The sequence below is a fragment of the Halorubrum alkaliphilum genome, from assembly GCF_017873815.1.
Classification (GTDB): domain Archaea; phylum Halobacteriota; class Halobacteria; order Halobacteriales; family Haloferacaceae; genus Halorubrum; species Halorubrum alkaliphilum.
On record NZ_JAGGKQ010000008.1, the window covers coordinates 72,746 to 92,332 of the forward strand.

A 19,587-nucleotide genomic window follows, 5' to 3' on the forward strand; every position below is an offset into this window, starting at 1 on the left:
CTCCGACACAGAGAACGGGCGATTATCGCCGAACCGGTTTTACCACCGGGTCCCGTAGGAGGGGCGTGCTCCGCCGGTCCACCCACGATGTACGTCCCTGACGACCCGCCCGACGCCTGTCCCGCCTGTGGCGACGGCTACGAGTCCGTTTCCCGCCACGCGGGCGGGTTCGTCGTCAACCTCCTCGACAACGACCGATACAGTCGGGTGTGTTTCCAACCGGTCGAGAGCGACGAGGGCGACGCCGCGCTTGACTGCTATCACCACGTCCACGCGGAAGCGACGAAAACGGACGAGGAACCGACGGACACGCACGAGGAACCGGTGGAAACGCACGGGGAACCGACCGCGGAGAGGGACGACCCCTAGAACTCGCTGCCGGTCGTGATGGACGTGTAGCTCCCGACCAGCGCGCCCGAGAGGTCCAAGTCTTCGAGCGTCGCCTCCTCGTCGATCACGGAGTTTCGAACGCTACAGTCGGTGATCGTCGCGTTCGGGAACACCACGGAGCGATCGAGCGTGGAGTCGGTTACCTCCGCGCCGTCCATGACGTGGACGACGTCGCCGACCTCGGTGTTCTCGACCGACGCCCCGTCATCGACGAGGGAACCGCCCTCCAGCGCGTACTCGACGGCGTCGAGGTAGCTCTCGGCGGTCCCGATGTCGAACCACGCGCCGTCGAAGGTGAACGCGTGGACGGGCTGGCGCGACTGGAGCCACTGGATGAACCAGCCGGGTTCGTCCGGGTTCTCGCCGTCTGCGAGATACGTTTCGAGGTCCGGAAGCGTCTCCGCGGGGAACGCGTAGCAGGCGATGGAGACGAGCGTGCTCTTCGGGTCGTCCGGCTTCTCTTGGAAGTCGACGACTCGGTCGCCGTCGAGGCTCACGAGCCCGTACGACCTCGCTCGCTCCTTCGATCCGACGTCGTACGCGGCGAGCGTCGGCGTCCCCTTCTCCTCGAAGAAGTCGGTGAACTCCGCTAGATCGAAGCTGATCATGTTGTCGCCGGCGACGACGAGCAGGTCGTCGTCGACGCCCTCGCGCTCGACGAGCTGGGCGAGCGCGCCGACGACACCGAACTTCTCGTCCTCTTCGACGGTCTCTTCGACCGAGAGCGTCGGTTTCTCGAACGGGCTCTCGGCGATGTAGTCGTCGAACGTGTCGGCGAACCGCTCGTTCGTCGAAACGAACACCTCGTCGACGCGGTCGTCGTCCTCCAAGTCGGCGAATATCTCGTCGATGACGGTCCGTTCTCCGACCGGGAGAAACATCTTCGGTCGGTTCCGCGTGATCGGCCACATTCGCGTCGCATACCCTCCCGCGAGTACAACTGCTTTCATACTCACCCCGTCACACCCCGCCGTCATACCTCTTGTGCCCGTGTCATGGGCAGAAACGCCACTGGTGTTTTATTCTCTCGTGACGAGACGTGGGGTATGGAATCGACGACCCGTCAGCGGATCGCCGAGGTCCTCCGGGAGTCACCCGCGACCGCGAGCGAGATTGCCGGCGATCTCGCGTTGCCGACGCCGACCGTCTACACCCATCTCGAACACGTTTCTCGGTCCGTCGGCGACGACGAGGAGTTCCTCGTCTCTCCGCCGGCGTGCCGCGACTGCGATTTTGACGGCTTCGACGACCCGGTCAACGAGCCGTCGCGCTGCCCGAAGTGTAAGTCCGAGCGCATCGAGGAGCCGGCGTTCGTGATCCGGTAGTCGCTGGCGGCCCCAGTCTCGATTGTTTATAAGGCGTCCAGCAGCGTCGACGCTGCGTCGGCGGACGACTCCGGTCCGCGGGCCGTGATGAGGTCGCCGTCGACCGTGACGCTCGTGTCGGCGTCGAGCTCGGCGTCCCAGTCGGCACCGGCTAGCTTCACCTCGTCTTCCACCCAGTACGGGAGCTTCCGGCCGTCGTCCAGTCGGTCGTTGTCGTCGACGACCCCCTCCTCCCACGCGTTCGGGAAGCCGGTTACGGAGCGCCCCTCCACGAGCGGTGTTCCGTCAGCCTCCCGGGTGAACGCTAAGATTCCAACCGCGTGACAGACGACGAGCGCGACTCCCTCCTCGCCCGCGACGGCGTTGAGCAGCAGTTGGCGCGCGTGCCGGTCCTGATTCACGTCCCAGACGGTCCCGTGCCCGCCGGGGAAGACGACGGCGTCGTAGCTGTCGGCCTCGACCGTCGAGATCGGTTCCGGATCGTTGAGCGCTGGATGCGTCTCGTCAATCTCGCGGAGCTCCGCGGCTCGGTCTTCACCGCCCGCGGCCTCCGGGTCGAGCGATCCCTCGTCGACAACCGGCGGCGAGCCCGACGGCGTCGCGACCGTCACGTCGACGCCGGCGGATTCAAGCGTCGTCAGCGGCTCGATACACTCCTCGGCCCAGTACCCTTCCTCGCTTACGACGAACAGCGCGCTGCTCATGTGTACCCGATGTTCACGACCACGACTCAAAGGGGGCCCGCGTCCGGCAGCGTCGAGGCCGGGCGCGAGGTTTATCCGTCGCCGTGGGCGTCGACGATCACGACCTCGCCGTCCTCGACGGTCACGTTGATGAGCGTCTTCACGTCGTAATCCGTGTCATCGAGTTCGTTGTCGCCCGCCTTCTTGATCACGGCGACGACATCGACAACCTCCGCGCCGACCTCGTTCGTGAGCGCGTCCAGGATCGCCTTCATCGTGCCGCCCGTCGAGAGCACGTCGTCCAGGACGAGCACGCGATCGCCCTCCTCGACGTCGTTGATGTACATCTCGGACTCGGAGTAGCCGGTCTCTTGGAACAGCGGGACCTCGCCGTCGAGCCCGTACTGGCGCTTGCGGATGACGACGAGGGGAATGTCGGTCATCAGCGAGAGCGCGGTCGAGATGTGGATCCCCATTGCGGCGGGGGTGACGATCTTGTCGACGTTCTCCAACTCTGCCTTCCGGATGATCCTGATGACGATCTCCCGGAGTAGCTCCGGTTCGAGCATCGGAACGCCGTCGCTGATCGGGTGAACGAAGTACTGATACTCGCCTTTTTCGATAATCGGGGCGTCGAGGAGCGACTGCCGCAACTGATCCATGTCGCCGGTACTCGGGCGGATTAATAAAGCGTGGCGGTTGTCGGCTGCGAACGGGCGCGGTACGGATCCGTCACTCGAACTCGGCGGTGGGCACCACTTCGCCGACGACGCCGGCTTCGGCGGCCTCCGCCAGCGCGTCCGCGATCGCTCCGAGGGTGTCGGCGGCTAGGGCGTTGAGGCGTTTGGGTCCGTCGGCGGTGACCGTTGCCACGTCGCGGTCGCCGACGTCGAGTCGGAGCGTCTCCGTCCCCATACGGGACGCTCACCCGGTGGCGTGAAACCCGTTCGACAGACGCGGACGCGACCAAATGCGACGCCCTTCGTCCTCCAGCTACCGACTCGCGAACCGAACCCGAGCCGGAAGAGTAAACCGGCGTCCGTTTGTTATATGCTATCATTCAGTGATGACCCTCGAAATCGTTCCTACATGACCGCCGATACCGCCGATACCACTGCGACCGTGACCGCTGGAAGTGCGACCCGTCGGGGACTCGTCGGTGCTGCCATCGGTGCCGCATGGATCGCCGGACTGTTCGCCGCGAGCCCCCTCGTCGGCGGGTTCGCCGTCGAGACGATCGCCGAGTCAGTCATCGTGTCGTCACCGGGGTGGCTCTCGACCGCGGCCGTGAGCACGCTCGGGTTCTACGCGACGCCGGTGCTCGTGGCGAGTGTCACGGCCGTGCTCGTCGCCATCCCGGCGGCGATCCTGACGATCCGACCGCTCCCGGAGCGGGGATCCCGGACGGTCGCCGTCGCGAGCCTTGTCGTCACCGTCCCGGTGCTGTACGCCGTGGGATCCGGCGTCTCGGCCGGGTTTCTCGTCGCCGTCGTGCTTTGTGTCGCTGCCCCGGCTGTGGTCGCGTCCGGGCTTCGACCGACCGGTCGACCGCAGACTCGACGCCGGTTTCTCCGACGGGTCGGTGCGTACGGCGTCGTCAGTGTCCTTGCCGGCGTCGGGCTCAGAACGGGGTTCGATCGGCTCGTCGGGCCGGGTGTGAGCGAGCGCGCGGGAGAGCCACTCCCGGAGTCAGTGACCCCGCCGGAGGGTGACCCCGCCTTCGCTTTCGACGGAATGCCGACGGCGATCACCGAGTACGGCGATCACTACGTGGTCGACATCAACGTGAACCCGCCGGCCGTCGATCTCGACGCGTGGCGTTTGGACGTCGAGGGTGCCGTCGACGAGCCGTACTCGTTGACGTATGACGAACTGCTCGACCACGACGACCGCGTCGAACAGCCGACGACGATGCTCTGTATCTCGAACCCGGTCGGGGGTGGCCTGATCGGGACCGGTCACTGGACCGGCGTTCAGCTCTCGGATCTCGTCGCGGCCGCCGCCCCGAACGAGGCGGCGGTAAGCGTCGTCACGCACGCTGCCGACGGCTACAGTGAGGCCATCCCGTTCGACTTGGTCGAACGCGAGGATGTCCTGATCGCGTACGGGATGGACGATCGGACCTTGGAGCCGGAGCACGGCTTCCCCGCTCGGCTGCTGATCCCCGGACGATACGGAATGAAGATGACCAAGTGGATAGATCGGATCGAGCTCCGCGAGGAGGAACACGAGGCGTACTGGGAGGAGCGCGGCTGGGACGAGCAGGCCGTCGTCAATCCGATGTCGTACGTCCGCGGTGCGGAGCGTGACGGCGACGAGGTCGTCGTCGGGGGCGTCGCGTTCGCCGGTCTCGAAACCGGAGTCGAGGAGATATCCGGCGTCGAGGTGAGCGTCGACGGCGGCGAGACGTGGGAGACGACCGAGCTGGAGCCGCAGATCGCTGCTCACGCGTGGCGACGGTGGCGACACACGTTCGACGCACCCGGCCGGTCCGAGTTCGAGGTCGTCGCCCGCGCGGTGCTCCGCGACGGAACGGTCCAGACCGACGTCGAGACGAGCCCGCGGCCGAGCGGTGCGACTGGGTGGCATCGCGAGACCGTCTCGGTCGAGTAGGCGGCTCCGACCCGTCAACCCTTTTAAACCTCTTCGCGCGTGTCGATACCGGCGTAGATGTACCACGCGGCCGCGTACACGCCGACGAACAACAGATAGCCGACGACCAACCCGCCGGTTCGTCGAACGCCGAGTCCGCCCGGAAGCGTCGTGGAGAGGATCCAGAGCGCGACGACGAACACGACCAGAGAGAACAGTCCGGAGAGGGCGTACACGCCGAGATCGGACGTGAGTCGGTCGCGCATACGACTCCTCACGGTGCCGATTTATAAACTATCACCGGTTCCGGCGTCTCGACCGTCCCCCGCTCCGTTCCGATCGTACGCCCCCTGTCGACGAAGCTCGCCGGCTGCCCGGAGCACCGCGGGCGTCCGACAGACCCCGGACTCGCCGGCCGCCTGCGCGATCGCGCAGTTGTTACAGTCGGCACAGACGGCACGGGCCTCGGGCTCCGCTCCGGCCCCGAGCAGCCGCGCCGGGAGCTCCGGCTCCGCATAAAAGGGGCGCGCCATTCCCACGAGGTCGGCGTCGCGGGCGAGCGCGTCGTCCAACTGGGCCCGATCGCGGAGCCCGCCCTCACACAACACGGGCGCGTCGACCCGGTGACGAACCCGCCGACAGAGGTCGCGGTTCCAGCCGGGCTCGCGGTCGTAGACGAACGACTCGATCCAGTTACCGGCCGCGACGGCGGCCGCGCGCGGCAGCGATCCGAACGCCTCGCGAAAGCCGTCACGGAACCGTTCGTCACGCCAGGCTGACGCGGGGAACGCGCCACGCACGACGCTCATGTCCCAGAACACGCTCGTCCGGACCGGGACGACCGCGTCGAACGGACCCTCCGTGCCGGCGAGTCGCTCGCAGGCGGCGACCGCGTCGTTGTCGGAGAGGTACGGGCCGATCCCCGGAAGCGTCGGGCGTTCGGAGGGGATCTTCGTTAAAAGGGGGACGTCGCCGGCGCGGTCGCGGATCGCCTCGGCCAGCCGCTCAAGAAACGCGACGCCGACGCCGGGCGTCCCGTCGGGGCCGACGGCCGGATCGATCCCGAACCGGTCCTCGCGCCGGTTATAAAAGGGTGAGAGGAACTGCTGGACGATCCCCATGTTCGCGCCGGCGATATGGATCGCGTCGTACCCGGCGTCGACCGCGCGGGCGGCCGCCCGAGCGAAGTCGTCGACGAGCGACTCGACCTCGGCGGTCGTCATGACTCGCGGCGAGAGGTCGAGAAATCCCAGTCGGTCGAGCGCGCGGAGGACTCGCGGCGGGCGGGAGACGGCAAGCTGGTGGCGGTCGGGATTGGCTCGCCCGTAGGCGTCGTGCCAGACCTCCATGGAACGAAGGCCCCCGTGTTCCAGTTGGATCGCGATCCGCGACCCGTGCGCGTGGACGGCGTCGGTTAGGCGAGCCAGACCGGCGACGAAGTCGGGGTCGTGGACGCGCGTCATGCCGGGCGCGGCGCAGCCCCCTTCGCCCGTCACGATCGTCGCTCCCTGATGGATCAGGCCCGCGCCGGCGGCCGCGGCGGGTTCGAGGTCCGCTATTAGGCGGTCGACGGCGTCGTCGTCGTTGCCTGCACATTCCAGTACGGGGGCGCGGTACAGTCGGTTCCGGAGTCGTACGCCGGCGAAATCAACGGGATCGTCGAGGGTGGGCGGTCGTCTCTCACGCGGGACCGCAGTCATACCGGTGTCTTGGCCGTCGCGTCTCTTGACGTTTCCTCCGATCGCGAGTCGCGGTTTTCCGAGCGGTCGCGATCCGCGGTTCTCCGCCCGATTGCGCACCACGGAATGAACGCCGTCGCGCTTGCGCGGATTGCAACCCATATATGCCCCCGGCCACACGTACGGACATGAACGGGAACCGGTTCGGCCGACTCTTTCAGGTCACCACGTACGGCGAGAGCCACGGCGAGGCGATGGGCGTCACCGTCTCGGGCGTCCCCGCCGGGGTCGATCTCGACGAGGAGGCCATCCAAGCGCAGCTCGACCGGCGGAAGCCGGGTCAGTCGATGATCACGACCTCCCGGGGCGAGCCAGACGAGGTCGTCGTCAACTCCGGCGTCCAGGACGGCTACACCACCGGCACCCCGATCGGGATGGTGATCCAGAACAAGGACGCGCGCTCGGGCAAGTACGAGCCGTACGTCACCGCGCCGCGCCCCTCCCACGGCGACTACACCTACTCCGCGAAGTTCGGCACGCGCAACTGGGGCGGCGGCGGGCGCTCCTCCGCGCGAGAGACGGTGAACTGGGTCGCGGCCGGCGCGGTCGCCGAGCAGGTCCTCGACGCCTCCGAGCACGACGTGGAGATCAAAGCGCACGTCAACCGAATCGGCGACGTCGAGGCCGACGACGTGAGCTTCGAGCAGATCCTCGAGCACTCGGAGGAAAACGACGTGCGGTGTGCGGATCCGGAGGCGGCCGCGGAGATGCAGGAGCTGATCGAGGCGTATCAGGAACGGGGGGACTCCATCGGCGGCTCCATCTACTTCGAGTGTCGCGGCGTCCCGCGCGGGCTCGGCGCGCCGCGGTTCGACAGCTTCCCGGCGCGGATCGGTCAGGCCATGTTCTCGATTCCGGCCACCACGGCGGTCGAGTACGGACTCGGCCGAGGGGCCAGTGACGTCGCCGGCAGCGACCGCAACGAGGACTGGACGTTCGACGACGGCGAGTCGTTCGAGCACGTCGAAAGCGACGAGGGCGATCCGGTTCCGGTCGGCAATGACCACGGCGGGCTTCAAGGTGGCATCACCACAGGAGAACCGATCTACGGGGAGGCAACGTGGCACGCGCCCACCTCGATTCCGAAAAAACAGCGCTCGGCCGACTGGGAGACGGGCGAGGAGAAGGAGGTCCAAGTGGTCGGACGACACGACCCCGTCCTCCCGCCGCGAGCGGTGCCGGTCGTCGAGGCGATGTTATACTGTACCGTCCTCGATTTCATGCTGCTCGCCGGCCGGATCAATCCCGACCGCGTCGACGGCACCCCCGGACAGTATGACACCGACTACCATCCGAGCAGTCCGGACAACCAGTAGGTCGCGGCGGCTGGATCCCCCGAGTCACACCACGATGGTTTCGTCGACGACGACCAACAGCACGAAGCCGACGAGGAACGCCCCGGTCGCGGCGTCCGCGTGGCCGTGGCCGTGTGAGGAGGGGATCAGCTCCCGGAAGACGACCGCGAGCATCGCGCCCGCCGCGAACCCGGCGGCGACCGGGAACAACCCGGCCGCGATCGACACCAGCGTGAACCCGAAGACGCCCGCGATGACCTGCGGACCGAGTCCGGAGAGGGTCGTGTAGACGAGCACCCGCCGGTTCGACATTCCGGTCTCGCCCATCGGTACCGCGAACGCGAAGCCGTCGGGGACGTTCTGGAGTCCGATTACGACCGCGAGCAGCAGCGCCACCTCCTCCAGCCCGGAGGCGAAGGCGACGCCGATCGCGAGCCCCTCCGGCGCGTTGTGGAGGGTGATCGCGCCGCCGATGAGCACCGCCTTCCGGAGCACGGAGTCCTGCTCGTCGATCGATGCGGTCGGGTCTCCGAGCGATGCGTCGGGAGTGGTCGCCGCCATCGAGGCGGCGTCGTCGTCGGTCGCGCCGCCCTCGGGCAGCCACTCGCGGTACTGCGCGTGGAGATGGGGTATCGCGTAGTTCCCGACCAACAGCGTGACCCCGCCGAGGAGCACGCCGACCATTACGGTAGCGAGCGTCCCCTCCTCCATACCCGGGAGGACCAGCCCGAACACGCTCGCGGCGACCATGAGCCCCGCTGCGAGCCCGAGCGCGGCGTCGTAGGTCCGATGGGTGACGCGCGCCCGAGCGAACACGGGGAGCGCGCCGAGGCCGGTCGCGAGCCCCGCGGTCCCGGTGACCGCAACCACGGTGAGAAGGTCCGACATGCCTCGGCGTACCGTCCCGCAGTATATAAGTCCGGTCGACGACCCGTAGCCTCGTGTTCGAGGTATGCGGGTCGCGAGTGTCGCACCCGTCGCGTGGTCGCATCCGTCACGACCGCGGCCCGTCCGTCTCACGCCCGCGCGCGTGCGCCGTCTTTATAAGCCGCCACGCGTAACTCCCGGTAAGTTCTATGTCAGAGCAGAACGAATACGGAGCCGGCCAGATCCAGGTCCTCGAGGGACTTCAGGCCGTTCGTAAACGTCCGGCGATGTATATCGGATCGACGGACGGGCGCGGGCTCCATCATCTCGTCTACGAAGTCGTCGACAACGCCATCGACGAGGCGCTTGCCGGCTACTGTGAGCAGATCGGCGTTACGATCCACGACGACGCCTCTGTGAGCGTCCGCGACGACGGTCGCGGGATCCCAGTCGACACTCACGAGGAGTACGACCGACCGGCATTAGAGGTCATCATGACCGTCCTCCACGCCGGCGGCAAGTTCGACTCCAAGTCCTACCAGGTCTCCGGCGGTCTCCACGGCGTCGGTGTGAGCGTCGTCAACGCGCTCTCGGAACGCTTGGAGGTCGAAGTGAAACGCGACGGGGGCGTCTTCAGGCATCGATTCCAGCAGGGAGAGCCGGACGAGGACGGGTTCGAGCGCGTCCGCGACATGGAGGCCGGCGAGTCGACGGGCACGCACATCCGGTTTTGGCCCGACGACGAGGTGTTCGAGACGACCGACTTCGAGTTCTCGACGCTCTCGAACCGACTTCGCGAGCTCGCCTTCCTCAACTCCGGCGTCGAGATCGCGCTTGCGGACGACCGAAACGGCGAGGCAGAGACGTTTCGCTACGACGGCGGCATCCGCGAGTTTGTCGGCTATCTCAACGAGACACGAACCCCGATCCACGACGAGGTCATCTACTTCGAGGGCGAGGACGACGGGGTTCACGTCGAGGTCGCCATGCAGGCGACCGAGGAGCTACAGGGCTCTGTCCACGCGTTCGCGAACAACATCAACACCCGCGAGGGTGGTACACACCTCACCGGATTTAAAACGGCGCTCACGCGCGTCGTCAACGACTACGCCAACGAGCACGGGCTCGTCGATGACCTGGACGCCAATCTCAAAGGTGAGGACGTTCGCGAGGGGCTCACCGCGGTCATCTCGGTGAAACACCCCGACCCGCAGTTCGAGGGGCAGACGAAGACGAAGCTCGGCAACAGCGAGGTCCGTGGCGTCGTCGAGTCCGCGACCCACGAGCAGCTCGGCACGTTCTTCGAGGAGAACCCGGACACCGCACGGAAGGTCGTTCATAAAGCTGCGGAGGCTGCCCGAGCGCGCAAGGCGGCGAAGAAGGCCGAGGAGCTCACCCGCCGGAAGTCGGCGCTGGAGTCCTCGGCGCTGCCCGGCAAGCTCGCCGACTGTCAGACTCGCGACCCCACGGAAGCGGAGCTGTTCGTTGTGGAAGGCGACAGCGCCGGTGGAAGCGCAAAGCAGGGTCGAAACCGCGAGAATCAGGCGATCCTTCCGCTTAAAGGTAAGATCCTCAACGTGGAGAAACACCGACTCGACCGCATTCTGGAGAACGACGAGATCCGCGCGCTGATCACCGCGATCGGCGCGGGGATCGGTGAGGAGTTCGACATCGAGGACGTTCGCTACAACAAGATCATTCTGCTCGTCGACGCCGACGTCGACGGCGCGCACATTCGGACGCTGTTGTTGACCCTCCTATACCGGCACATGAAGCCGCTCATCGAGGCCGGCTACGTGTACGCGGCACAGCCGCCGCTGTACCGGATCCGAAAGGGATCGGAGACGTACGACGCGATGACCGAGGCTGAACGCGACCGCATCATCGAGGAGGAGTGTGGCGGCAACCCTGACCAGACCCAGCGGTTCAAAGGACTGGGCGAGATGAACCCCGACCAGCTGTGGAACACGACGATGGACCCCGAAAACCGGATCTTAAAACGGATCACGATCGACGACGCCGCCGCCGCGGACCGCATGTTCAACGTCCTGATGGGCGACGCGGTCGAGCCACGGAAACAGTTCATCAAGGAGCACGCGACCGAGGCGGAGTGGGTGGACATATGAGCTCCGAGGTACCCGGGCCGGACGACGGCGACCTCCCGGCCGCGAGGGTCGAGACCGCCCGTATCGAGGACGAGATGGAGCAGTCGTACATCGACTACGCGATGTCCGTCATCGCGGGTCGCGCGCTCCCGGACGTCCGTGACGGCCTCAAACCGGTCCATCGACGCATCCTCTACGCGATGAACGAGGCGGGCGTCACTTCCCGGTCGGCACACCGGAAGTCCTCATCCATCGTCGGTGAGACGATGGGTGACTATCACCCCCACGGCGACAGCGCCATCTACGACACGCTGGCGCGAATGGCACAGGACTTCTCGATGCGGTACCCGCTCGTCGACGGACAGGGGAACTTCGGCTCCGTCGACGGCGATCCGCCGGCCGCGATGCGGTACACGGAGGCGCGGATGGCCCCCATCGCCGAGGAGCTGATGGCCGACATCGAGCGTGACACGGTCGAGTTCAGTTCCAACTACGACGACCGACTCATGGAACCGGACGTGTTGCCGGCGGCGTTCCCGAACCTGCTCGTCAACGGGTCGTCGGGGATCGCCGTTGGGATGAGTACGAACATCCCGCCGCACAACCTCGGCGAGGTGATCGACGCGACCGTCGAACTGATCGAGACACCGGACGCGACCGTCGAGGACTTGATGGAACACGTCAAGGGGCCCGACTTCCCGACGGGCGCGAACATCGTCGGCCGCAACGCGGTTCATAAAGCGTACAAGACGGGTCGGGGTCGCGTCCGCGTCCGCGCCGAGTTCGAGGTCGACGAGGAGGAGGGCAGGATCGTGATCACGGAGCTTCCGTTCCAGCAGAACAAATCGCGACTCGTCGAGCGGATCGCCGACGATGTCAACGAGGGCGCGATCGAGGGGATCCGCGACCTGCGCGACGAGTCGGACCGCGACGGGATCCGCGTCGTCGTCGACCTCAAACGCGACGCGATGGCCGAGGTCGTCAAGAACCAGCTACTTGAGAGTCACCTCGAACGGACGTTCGGCGTGATCAACCTCGCCTTGGTCGATGGCGCGCCACAGGTGCTCGACCTCAAGGAGACGCTCGAACACTACGTCGAGCATCGACGCGACGTGGTGCGCCGTCGCTCGCGACACGAGCTCGACGAGAAGGAGGACCGCGCACACATCCTCGAAGGGCGGCTCAAGGCGCTCGAACACGTCGACAGCGTCGTCGAGACGATACAGGACTCCGAGGACCGAGACGCCGCGAAAACGGCGCTGGAGGCCGACTTCGGCTTCTCCGAGGCGCAGGCCGAACACATCGTCCGGATGCAGCTCGGCTCGCTCACCTCGATGGAGACCCAAGAGATCGAGTCGGAGTACGCGGACGTCACCGCTCGGATCGAGCGGCTGGAGACGATCCTCGCCGACCCGGACGAGCTCGACGCGGTGATCGTCGATGAGCTTCGGGCGATCCGAGACGAGTACGCCGACGAGCGCCGGACGAGCTTCATCGAGGACGCCGGAACCGTCACCCACGAGGATCTCATTCCGGAGGAGGAGTGCGTCGTCGTCATGAGCGAGGACGACTACATCAAGCGGATGTCGCTGGAGACGTTCCGCGCGCAGAACCGCGGCGGAAAGGGGATCATCGGAACGGGACTCAAGGAGAACGACCGGGTGTCGTCGGTGTTCGCCGCCAACTCCCACGACTACCTGCTCGTTTTCACCAACCACGGCCAGATCTACGAGCTGAAGACGTACGAGATCCCGGAGATGTCGCGGACCGCGCGCGGGAAGTCCGCGGTCAACCTCCTCGATCTCGGCGACGGCGAGGAGATCGAGGCGGTCGTCAACACCGAGGATCTCGACGACGACGAGTTCCTCACGATGGTCACCCGCGACGGCTACATCAAGCGGACCGCGGTCGACCAGTTCGGCAACATCCGGTCGACCGGGATCCGGGCGATCCGGCTGGAGGACGGCGACGAACTCGTCGACGTCGAGGTGACCGACGGGGAGACCGACATCGTCATCGGGAGTCGGAACGGAATGGCGATCCGGTTCGACGAGGGCGAAGCGCGCGCGATGGGCCGGACCGCCCGCGGCGTGATCGGGATCGACCTCCGCGAGGGCGACTCGGTCGCCGGCGTCGCCGCGATCGACGCGGACCGCCACGACTGGGTGCTCACGGTCACCGAGAACGGGTACGGGAAGCGCTCGGATCTCGACGAGTATCGTCCGCAGTCGCGCAATGGGATGGGGCTCGTCGACATCAAGACCGGCGATCGAAACGGACCGGTCGTCGCCATCGAGGCGGTCACCTACGGCGACCACCTGCTCGCGATGAGCGGCGACGGACAGATCATGCGTACCCGCGTCGAGGAGATATCGACGGTGAGCCGGAACACGATGGGCGTCATCGTGATGAACTTGGAGGCCGATGACCGGGTCGCGTCCGTGGACATCGTTCCGGAGGCCGCGTACGCGGACGACGAGGGCGTCGAGGACGCCGATACCGTCGACGGGGACCCCGTCGATTCGGACGCGGAACCCGGCGCTGACACCGAGTAGCCGACCGGTATCCCCTTTTTGAATGGGACGGTGCGACCTTCTCCCAAAAACGTTCAGGAAAATTACTTACGGTTACCGCGAAAACGGCGGAACGAGATGGACGAGTACGAGGGGATCGACGAGGTCGTACACGAGCCGAGCGAGGCGTTCGCCGCGTCGACGAACGTCGCGGCGTTCATGCGCGAGTACGGGATCGACGACTACGAGGAGCTGATCGAGCGGACGACGACCGAGGTCGACGGCGAACCGGCGTCGGGCGTCGACTGGTTCTGGGACGAGATAACCGACTACCTCGACATCGATTTTTATACCGACTACGAGACGGTCCGGGACAATACGGAGCGGGGCTCCGCGGGCAACCGGACGCAGTCCGGCGACGATACGGACGGACCCCAGTTCACCGACTGGTATCCCGGCGGCGAGATCAACGTCGCACACAACGTCGTCGACCGCCACGCAGCCGTCGACTCCCCGAACCGGAACCGTGTCGCGCTGATCTGGGAGGGCGAGCCCGGAGACGTTCGCGAGATCACGTTCCACGAACTGTGCCGCGAGAGCGATCGCGTCGCCAACTATCTGGAGTCCGTCGGAGTCGAGACGGGGGATACGGTGGGGATGTATATGCCGATGGTGCCCGAGGTGGTCTCGATCCTCTACGGCTGTCTGAAAGTCGGTGCCATAGGGGTGCCGATCTTCTCCGGGTTCGGGACCGAGGCGACGGCGACGCGGATCGACGACGCGGAGCCCACCGTGCTTTTCACCGGCGACGGGTTCTACCGCCGTGGGAGCGAGGTCCGCCTGAAGGGGACGGCCGACGAGGCGATCGAGGCGACCGGGCACGTCGAACACACTGTGGTCTATGACCGGCTGGGCGCAACTCCCGGCGGCGATTCCGACGAGCCGGTTCCGTGGCACGGCGACCGGGACGTGGCGTGGAGCGACGCGGTCGGATCGCAGTCGTCCGCGTACGAGACGAAGCGACTCCCGAGCGACGCCGAGTCCATGCTGTTGTACTCCTCGGGGACGACCGGGACGCCCAAGGGGATCGTTCACACGCACGCCGGCGTTCTGACTCAGTGTGCCAAGGAGATTCACTTCGGCTTCGACCAGAAGCCCGCCGACCGGTTCTTCTGGGTCTCCGACATCGGGTGGATGATGGGGCCGTGGACGCTGATCGGGAACCACGCGTTCGGCGGGACGGTCGTGATGTACGAGGGCGCACCCGACCATCCGGAGCCGGACCGGTTCTGGGAGCTGATCGACCGGCACGGCGTCACCCAGTTCGGCGTCTCTCCGACCGCGATCCGGGCGCTTCGCAAGCACGGTGACCAATGGGTCGACGGCCACGATCTCTCCTCGCTCCGCATACTGGGGTCGACGGGCGAGCCGTGGGATCCGGAGTCGTGGCGGTGGTTCTACGACGCGGTGGGCGGCGGCGAGTGTCCGATAATCAATATCTCCGGCGGAACCGAGATCTGCGGCTGTTTCCTGATGCCGATGCCCAACCAGCCACTGAAGCCGTGTACCCTCGGCGGCCCCGGACTCGGAATGGACGTCGACATCGTGAACGAGGCGGGCGAGTCGATCGCCGAAACGGGCGAGCGCGGCTTCCTCGTCGCTCGCGACTCCTGTCCCTCGATGACGAAGAGTCTCTGGTCGGGCGACGAGCGCTATCTCGAGGAGTACTGGTCGACGTGGCCGGATCTCTGGGACCACGGCGACTTCGCACAGAAGGACGCCGACGGCTTCTGGTTCCTCCACGGACGCGCCGACGACGCGTTAAACGTCGCCGGGCGGAAGGTCGGTCCGGCCGAGATCGAGGGCGTCCTCATCGACCACGACGCGGTCAATCAGGCTGCCGCGGTCGGCGTCCCCGACGACACCACGGGAACCGCGGTCGTCGCGTACGTCGTGCTCGAACCGGACGTCGAGCCGAGCGACGACCTTCGCGAGACGCTTCGGGCACTGGTCGGCGAGGAGCACGGGAAGCCGTTCCGGCCGCGCGAACTGCTGTTCGTCGACGCCTTCCCGAAGACCCAGTCGGGGAAGATCGTCCGGCGCGCGATCGAGTCAGTGTATACGGGGGAGGACCCCGGAGACCTCTCGTCGATGGAGAACCCGGAGGCGCTGGACGGGCTTCGGAACGCTAGGTGAGGCCGTGAGCATCGGTCGCGTATACGACCTCAGTTCGACGCCGTCGACTCCGGGATCGCGTCGACGAGCGCGTCGTAATCGGGCTCTTGCCCGGGGTTCTCGGCGAGCCACCGGTAGGTCACGGTTCCGTCCGCGTCGATCACGAACACCGCGCGTCGTGCGACGACTTCGACCCCGTAGCGGTCGAACGCCGCGACCACGTCGTACGCCTCGATCCCGTTGTGGTCCGGGTCCGCGACGAGCGGGAACGGGAGGTCGTACTCCCCGCGATACCGTTGGAGGGCATGCGGCAGGTCCGTGCTCACGCCGAGTACCGTCGTTTTCTTCCCGAACTCGTCGATCCCGTCGCGGAGCGCGCGCATCTCGTCGGTACAGGTGCCCGAGAACGCGGCCGGGAAGAACGCGAGGACGACCGGGCCGTCGCCGAGGTGGTCCGTGAGCCGAAACGGTGTCATCTCTTCGGTCACGAGCGAACCGGTGAACTCCGGTGCGTCGTCGCCTACGTTGACCATGCGATCCGAACGTTCCGGGGACGTATATATCGGGAGGGCCGCCGGCGGTCCGGGGCCGTTCGGGACCGCCGGGTGGGACGGCGACGTTCGTCTCTCCCGTCTCCAGACGCTGGACGGAGAACGCGGGTGTGACTGGCTCGTGCGGCCGCGAACGGGGACTTTCAATGGAGACGAGACCACGGGCCACGGCACGCGGACCCCGACCGCGGGACCCCGGTTCCGGCAGACATAAACGGGATCCCCGGTCATCGTTCATGTATGACGGAGGTACGCGTCGCCGGGGTCGGACTCACGCGGTTCGGAAGCCACCCCGAGCGCACGGGACGGGACCTGTTCGCGGAGGCCGCCGCGAGCGCCTTCGCGGACGCCGACGTCGACCCAACGGCGGTCGGCGAACTCAACTACGGGAACTTTATGGGGTCGCTCGCGGAACACCAGGGCCATCAGGCACCGCTGATGGCGGAGGCTGCCGGGCTCGCGTGTCCGGCGACCCGCTACGAGGAGGCGTGTGCCTCCGCCGGCGTCGCGGTCCGTGAGGGCGTCAGAACCGTCCGATCCGGCGAGGCCGACGTGGTCCTCGCGGGCGGGATGGAGCGGATGACGAACCTCGACACCGACGGCGCGACCGAGGGGCTCGCGATCGCTGCCGACGACCTCTTCGAGGTCCGTGCTGGCATGACCTTTCCCGGGGCGTACGCCCTGATGGCGCGCGCGTACTTCGAGCGCTACGGCGGAACCCGCGAGGACCTCGCACACATTGCCTCGAAGAACCACGAGAACGCGCTGCCGAACGAGTATGCCCAGTACCGGCGTGAGGTCTCTATCGAGGAGGCGCTCGATTCCCCGCCGGTCGCCTCGCCGCTCCACCTCTACGACGCCTGCCCGATCACCGACGGGGCGAGCGCGATCGTGATCGTGTCGGCCGACTACGCGGAGGAACACGACCTCGACGCGTCCGTCGCGGTGACCGGGACCGGACAGGGAGCCGACCGGATGGCGCTGGCCGACCGCGACCACTTCGCGCGGACGCCGGCCGCCACCGACGCCGCGACGATGGCCTACGACGACGCGGATATCGGTCCGGACGACGTCGACGTCGCCGAGGTCCACGACTGTTTCACCATCGCGGAGGTGCTCGCGATCGAGTCGCTCGGGTTCGCCGAGGCGGGTGAGGGGATCCGAGCGGCTCGCGACGGGCTCACGACCGCCGACGGCGACCTCCCCGTGAACCTCTCGGGCGGGCTGAAGGCGAAGGGCCATCCTGTCGGCGCGACCGGCGGCTCACAGATCGCGGAGCTGACGCGACTGCTTCGTGGCGACCACCCGAACAGCGGCCGGGTTCCGGACGCCGAGGTTGGCGTCGCCCACAACGCGGGCGGGACGGTCGCCAGCGCAGTGGTCCACGTGTTGGAGGTGGCCGAATGAGCGACGGAGCGTCCGGGTACGGGAACGCGGGCTACGACGAGTGGCGCAACGCGCTCGGGGACGGCGAGGGATACGCGCTCGTCTGCCCGGACGGACACGGCTCGTTGCCCCCGCGACGCGTCTGTCCGGAGTGCGGGTCGACATCGCTCCCACGCGAGCCGCTTCCCGCAGTCGGTACGATCGAGACGGCGACGGTCGTCCACGTGCCGCCGCCGCGGTTCGCCGACGACGCCCCCTACGTCACGGCCATCGCCCGCTTCGGGCCCGTGCGACTGACCGGCGTGCTGCGCGGTGTCGACCCCGAGGACGGAAGTGGACCCGTCGGTCGATCCGTCGAGAGCAACGTGGGAGAGCGGGAGACCGACGGCGGTTCGGTCGTCGTGTTTCGACCGGCGGAGAAGTGAGAGGCGGGGCGTTTCCAGCGTGAGCAGCCCGCTCGGTCGGCCGGCTCAGTCGCTCGTGACCAACTCGACCTCGTGGCCGTCCTGGTCCTTCGTGAACGCGTAGTTGTGGTCGCAGGACTCCGGATCGCGGTAGTCGGGCGCTTCACGAGTCATGAGGGTCTCCCACGCCTCGTCGAGGTCCTCGACTTCCAGCGCGAGGTGGCCCCACGCGTCGCCCATCGTGTAGGTTCGGCCGTCGTAGTTGTAGGTGAGCTCGAGCGACATCGCCTCCTCGGGCGCGTCGTCGGGCTCGACGAAGTAGTTCGCGAAGGAGTCTGCCTCCCAGCGGTCGCGGCTCTCCCCGAACTCGAACTTGCGGGTCCAGTAGCCGAGCGCCTCGTCGGCGTCCTCGACGCGGATCATGGTGTGATCGATGCTCCATTTCGCGCCGTAGTCGCGCTTGACGATCTCGATCTCGTGGCCGTCCGGGTCCTTCACGAACGCGTAGCGGTTCCCGCAGGACTCCGGATCACGGTAGTCGTCGACGCCGCCCTCCATCAGCTCGTCGTACGACTCCTGGAGCGCGTCCTCGGGGACACGAACCGCGATGTGCCCCCACGCGTCGCCCATCTCGTAGGAGCGTCCGTCGTGGTTGTAGGTGAGCTCCAAGAGCGCGCCCGCGTCGTGGACATCCTCGGGACCGAGGAACACGTTCGTGAACGTGTCGGCCTCCCAGCGACCCTTTTCCTCGTAGTTTAGGTGAGTCGTATACCAGTCGAGACTCTCCTCTAAGTCCTCGACACGGATCATAACGTGGTCGAACGTTGACTCCATACGCAACGGATCGGCCGCTCGCCTCAAAAGGATACTGAACGGGGCCGACCGTCCCCCGATCCACCCTGTCCGGATACGTGCCGATCGCCGCGAAAGCGAGGGCCCGAGTACGGCCCCACGAACGCTCCGGTCGCGTTCGGTCGAAGCGACTCCGTTGAAGTCCCCAGAAAACGATATGTTCCGCTCCGGTTGCGGCCAATACAGACACAGCAGCGGTCGATAGCGGGAGTAGGTATATCGATATGGATGGTCGGTTGTTTATAAGTAGACGAGCGGTGTTGCTGGCGGCTGTTTATAACCCGTTGCTGGCGCGATGACGCTCTTCAAATCCTCAGCCGCTTGTTTATAAATGATTGATGGCAGATCGACGGCGAACGCCTCCAAAGCCCCAGCCGCTTGTTTATAAGCGATCGACGGTAGTTCGACGGCGAACGCCTCCAAAGCCCCAGCCGTGCGGGCGGCGTACGCTCGCTGCGCTCCTCAGTCGCTCGTTTCACTCGCTCCCTGCGGTGCTTACATCGTCATCAGAACGCTTCGCGTTCTGATTGGCTCACGAGAGCTCCGCTCTCGTGAACGCCTACGCCGCCCGCACGGCTGCCCCTTTGAGTCCCACCCCGCACAGCACCGCACCTCATACCTCCCCAGCCTCGTCGCTGGCGCCTTATAAGGCGCCCGCGACTCCCTCGCACCGGCGGTTCGCGGCCCTCCGGGCCGCTCACCGGGGCGCG

At 66.8% G+C, this 19,587-nt stretch carries 17 protein-coding genes and 1 pseudogene; 9 read left to right on the plus strand and 9 right to left on the minus strand.

The features are described from left to right. Positions 1–87 precede the first annotated feature (87 nt). Positions 88–282 (plus strand): annotated as a pseudogene (locus J2751_RS07460) (hypothetical protein); the annotation flags it as partial. An 83-nt stretch (positions 283–365) separates the two neighbouring features. Here the strand turns inward: J2751_RS07460 and J2751_RS07465 are convergent. Continuing rightward, positions 366–1,340 carry a sugar phosphate nucleotidyltransferase gene (locus tag J2751_RS07465; protein WP_209484710.1) on the minus strand — a complete coding sequence of 325 codons (975 nt, stop codon included), beginning with the start codon at positions 1,338–1,340 and terminating at the stop codon, positions 366–368. 96 nt (positions 1,341–1,436) lie between these two features. Here J2751_RS07465 and J2751_RS07470 point away from each other — a divergent pair, with 96 nt between their 5' ends. Then, positions 1,437–1,715 (plus strand): transcriptional regulator, encoded by a 279-nt coding sequence (locus tag J2751_RS07470; protein WP_209484712.1) that lies wholly within the window; start codon positions 1,437–1,439, stop codon positions 1,713–1,715. Between the two features lie 26 nt (positions 1,716–1,741). Here J2751_RS07470 and J2751_RS07475 read toward each other — a convergent pair whose 3' ends face one another. The 3 genes from J2751_RS07475 to J2751_RS07485 all read right to left on the minus strand — a co-directional run bounded on the left by J2751_RS07475 (position 1,742) and on the right by J2751_RS07485 (position 3,313). Continuing rightward, entirely contained in the window at positions 1,742–2,419 is a 678-nt protein-coding gene (locus tag J2751_RS07475) for a type 1 glutamine amidotransferase domain-containing protein (RefSeq protein WP_209484714.1), read from the minus strand. 71 nt (positions 2,420–2,490) lie between these two features. After that, positions 2,491–3,060 (minus strand): hypoxanthine/guanine phosphoribosyltransferase, encoded by a 570-nt coding sequence (gene hpt / locus J2751_RS07480; RefSeq protein ID WP_209484716.1) that lies wholly within the window; start codon positions 3,058–3,060, stop codon positions 2,491–2,493. A gap of 70 nt (positions 3,061–3,130) precedes the next feature. Further along, entirely contained in the window at positions 3,131–3,313 is a 183-nt protein-coding gene (locus tag J2751_RS07485) for a hypothetical protein (protein ID WP_209484718.1), read from the minus strand. Positions 3,314–3,487: 174 nt separating this feature from the next. Between J2751_RS07485 and J2751_RS07490 the strand changes: the two genes are divergently transcribed. Next, positions 3,488–5,011: a molybdopterin-dependent oxidoreductase gene (locus tag J2751_RS07490; RefSeq protein WP_209484720.1), complete on the plus strand. Its 1,524-nt coding sequence runs from the start codon at positions 3,488–3,490 to the stop codon at positions 5,009–5,011. 23 nt (positions 5,012–5,034) lie between these two features. Here J2751_RS07490 and J2751_RS07495 read toward each other — a convergent pair whose 3' ends face one another. Continuing rightward, positions 5,035–5,256, minus strand: a complete 222-nt coding sequence (locus J2751_RS07495) for a hypothetical protein (RefSeq protein WP_209484722.1) — start codon at positions 5,254–5,256, stop codon at positions 5,035–5,037. Positions 5,257–5,277: 21 nt separating this feature from the next. Continuing rightward, positions 5,278–6,690: an oxidoreductase gene (locus J2751_RS07500; protein WP_209484724.1), complete on the minus strand. Its 1,413-nt coding sequence runs from the start codon at positions 6,688–6,690 to the stop codon at positions 5,278–5,280. Positions 6,691–6,857: 167 nt separating this feature from the next. Here J2751_RS07500 and aroC point away from each other — a divergent pair, with 167 nt between their 5' ends. Continuing rightward, entirely contained in the window at positions 6,858–8,045 is a 1,188-nt protein-coding gene (gene aroC / locus J2751_RS07505; RefSeq protein WP_209484726.1) for a chorismate synthase, read from the plus strand. 24 nt (positions 8,046–8,069) lie between these two features. Here the strand turns inward: aroC and J2751_RS07510 are convergent, their stop codons facing one another. Continuing rightward, a complete protein-coding gene (locus J2751_RS07510; protein ID WP_209484728.1) occupies positions 8,070–8,912 on the minus strand; it encodes a ZIP family metal transporter in 843 nt (280 codons plus the stop codon). 188 nt (positions 8,913–9,100) lie between these two features. On the opposite strand from J2751_RS07510, the gene gyrB reads away from it, so the two are divergent. From gyrB to J2751_RS07525, 3 genes are all read left to right on the plus strand, one after another. Further along, on the plus strand, positions 9,101–11,017 hold the full coding sequence (gene gyrB, locus J2751_RS07515; RefSeq protein WP_209484730.1) for a DNA topoisomerase (ATP-hydrolyzing) subunit B: 1,917 nt from the start codon (positions 9,101–9,103) through the stop codon (positions 11,015–11,017). Beyond that, positions 11,014–13,551: a DNA gyrase subunit A gene (gene gyrA / locus J2751_RS07520; RefSeq protein ID WP_209484732.1), complete on the plus strand. Its 2,538-nt coding sequence runs from the start codon at positions 11,014–11,016 to the stop codon at positions 13,549–13,551. The genes gyrB and gyrA overlap by 4 nt, the downstream gene beginning before the upstream one ends. 96 nt (positions 13,552–13,647) lie before the next feature. Beyond that, positions 13,648–15,705, plus strand: a complete 2,058-nt coding sequence (locus J2751_RS07525; RefSeq protein WP_209484734.1) for an AMP-binding protein — start codon at positions 13,648–13,650, stop codon at positions 15,703–15,705. 29 nt (positions 15,706–15,734) lie between these two features. Here J2751_RS07525 and J2751_RS07530 read toward each other — a convergent pair whose 3' ends face one another. Next, the gene (locus tag J2751_RS07530; protein ID WP_209484736.1) at positions 15,735–16,217 is read right to left on the minus strand and encodes a redoxin domain-containing protein; all 483 of its coding nucleotides are present in this window, start codon (positions 16,215–16,217) and stop codon (positions 15,735–15,737) included. A gap of 258 nt (positions 16,218–16,475) precedes the next feature. On the opposite strand from J2751_RS07530, the gene J2751_RS07535 reads away from it, so the two are divergent. Beyond that, positions 16,476–17,642: a thiolase domain-containing protein gene (locus J2751_RS07535; RefSeq protein WP_209484738.1), complete on the plus strand. Its 1,167-nt coding sequence runs from the start codon at positions 16,476–16,478 to the stop codon at positions 17,640–17,642. Continuing rightward, a complete protein-coding gene (locus tag J2751_RS07540; protein WP_209484740.1) occupies positions 17,639–18,046 on the plus strand; it encodes a Zn-ribbon domain-containing OB-fold protein in 408 nt (135 codons plus the stop codon). Before J2751_RS07535 ends, J2751_RS07540 begins: the two co-directional genes overlap by 4 nt. A gap of 45 nt (positions 18,047–18,091) precedes the next feature. Here J2751_RS07540 and J2751_RS07545 read toward each other — a convergent pair whose 3' ends face one another. After that, positions 18,092–18,859 carry a VOC family protein gene (locus J2751_RS07545; RefSeq protein WP_209484742.1) on the minus strand — a complete coding sequence of 256 codons (768 nt, stop codon included), beginning with the start codon at positions 18,857–18,859 and terminating at the stop codon, positions 18,092–18,094. Positions 18,860–19,587: the final 728 nt, after the last annotated feature.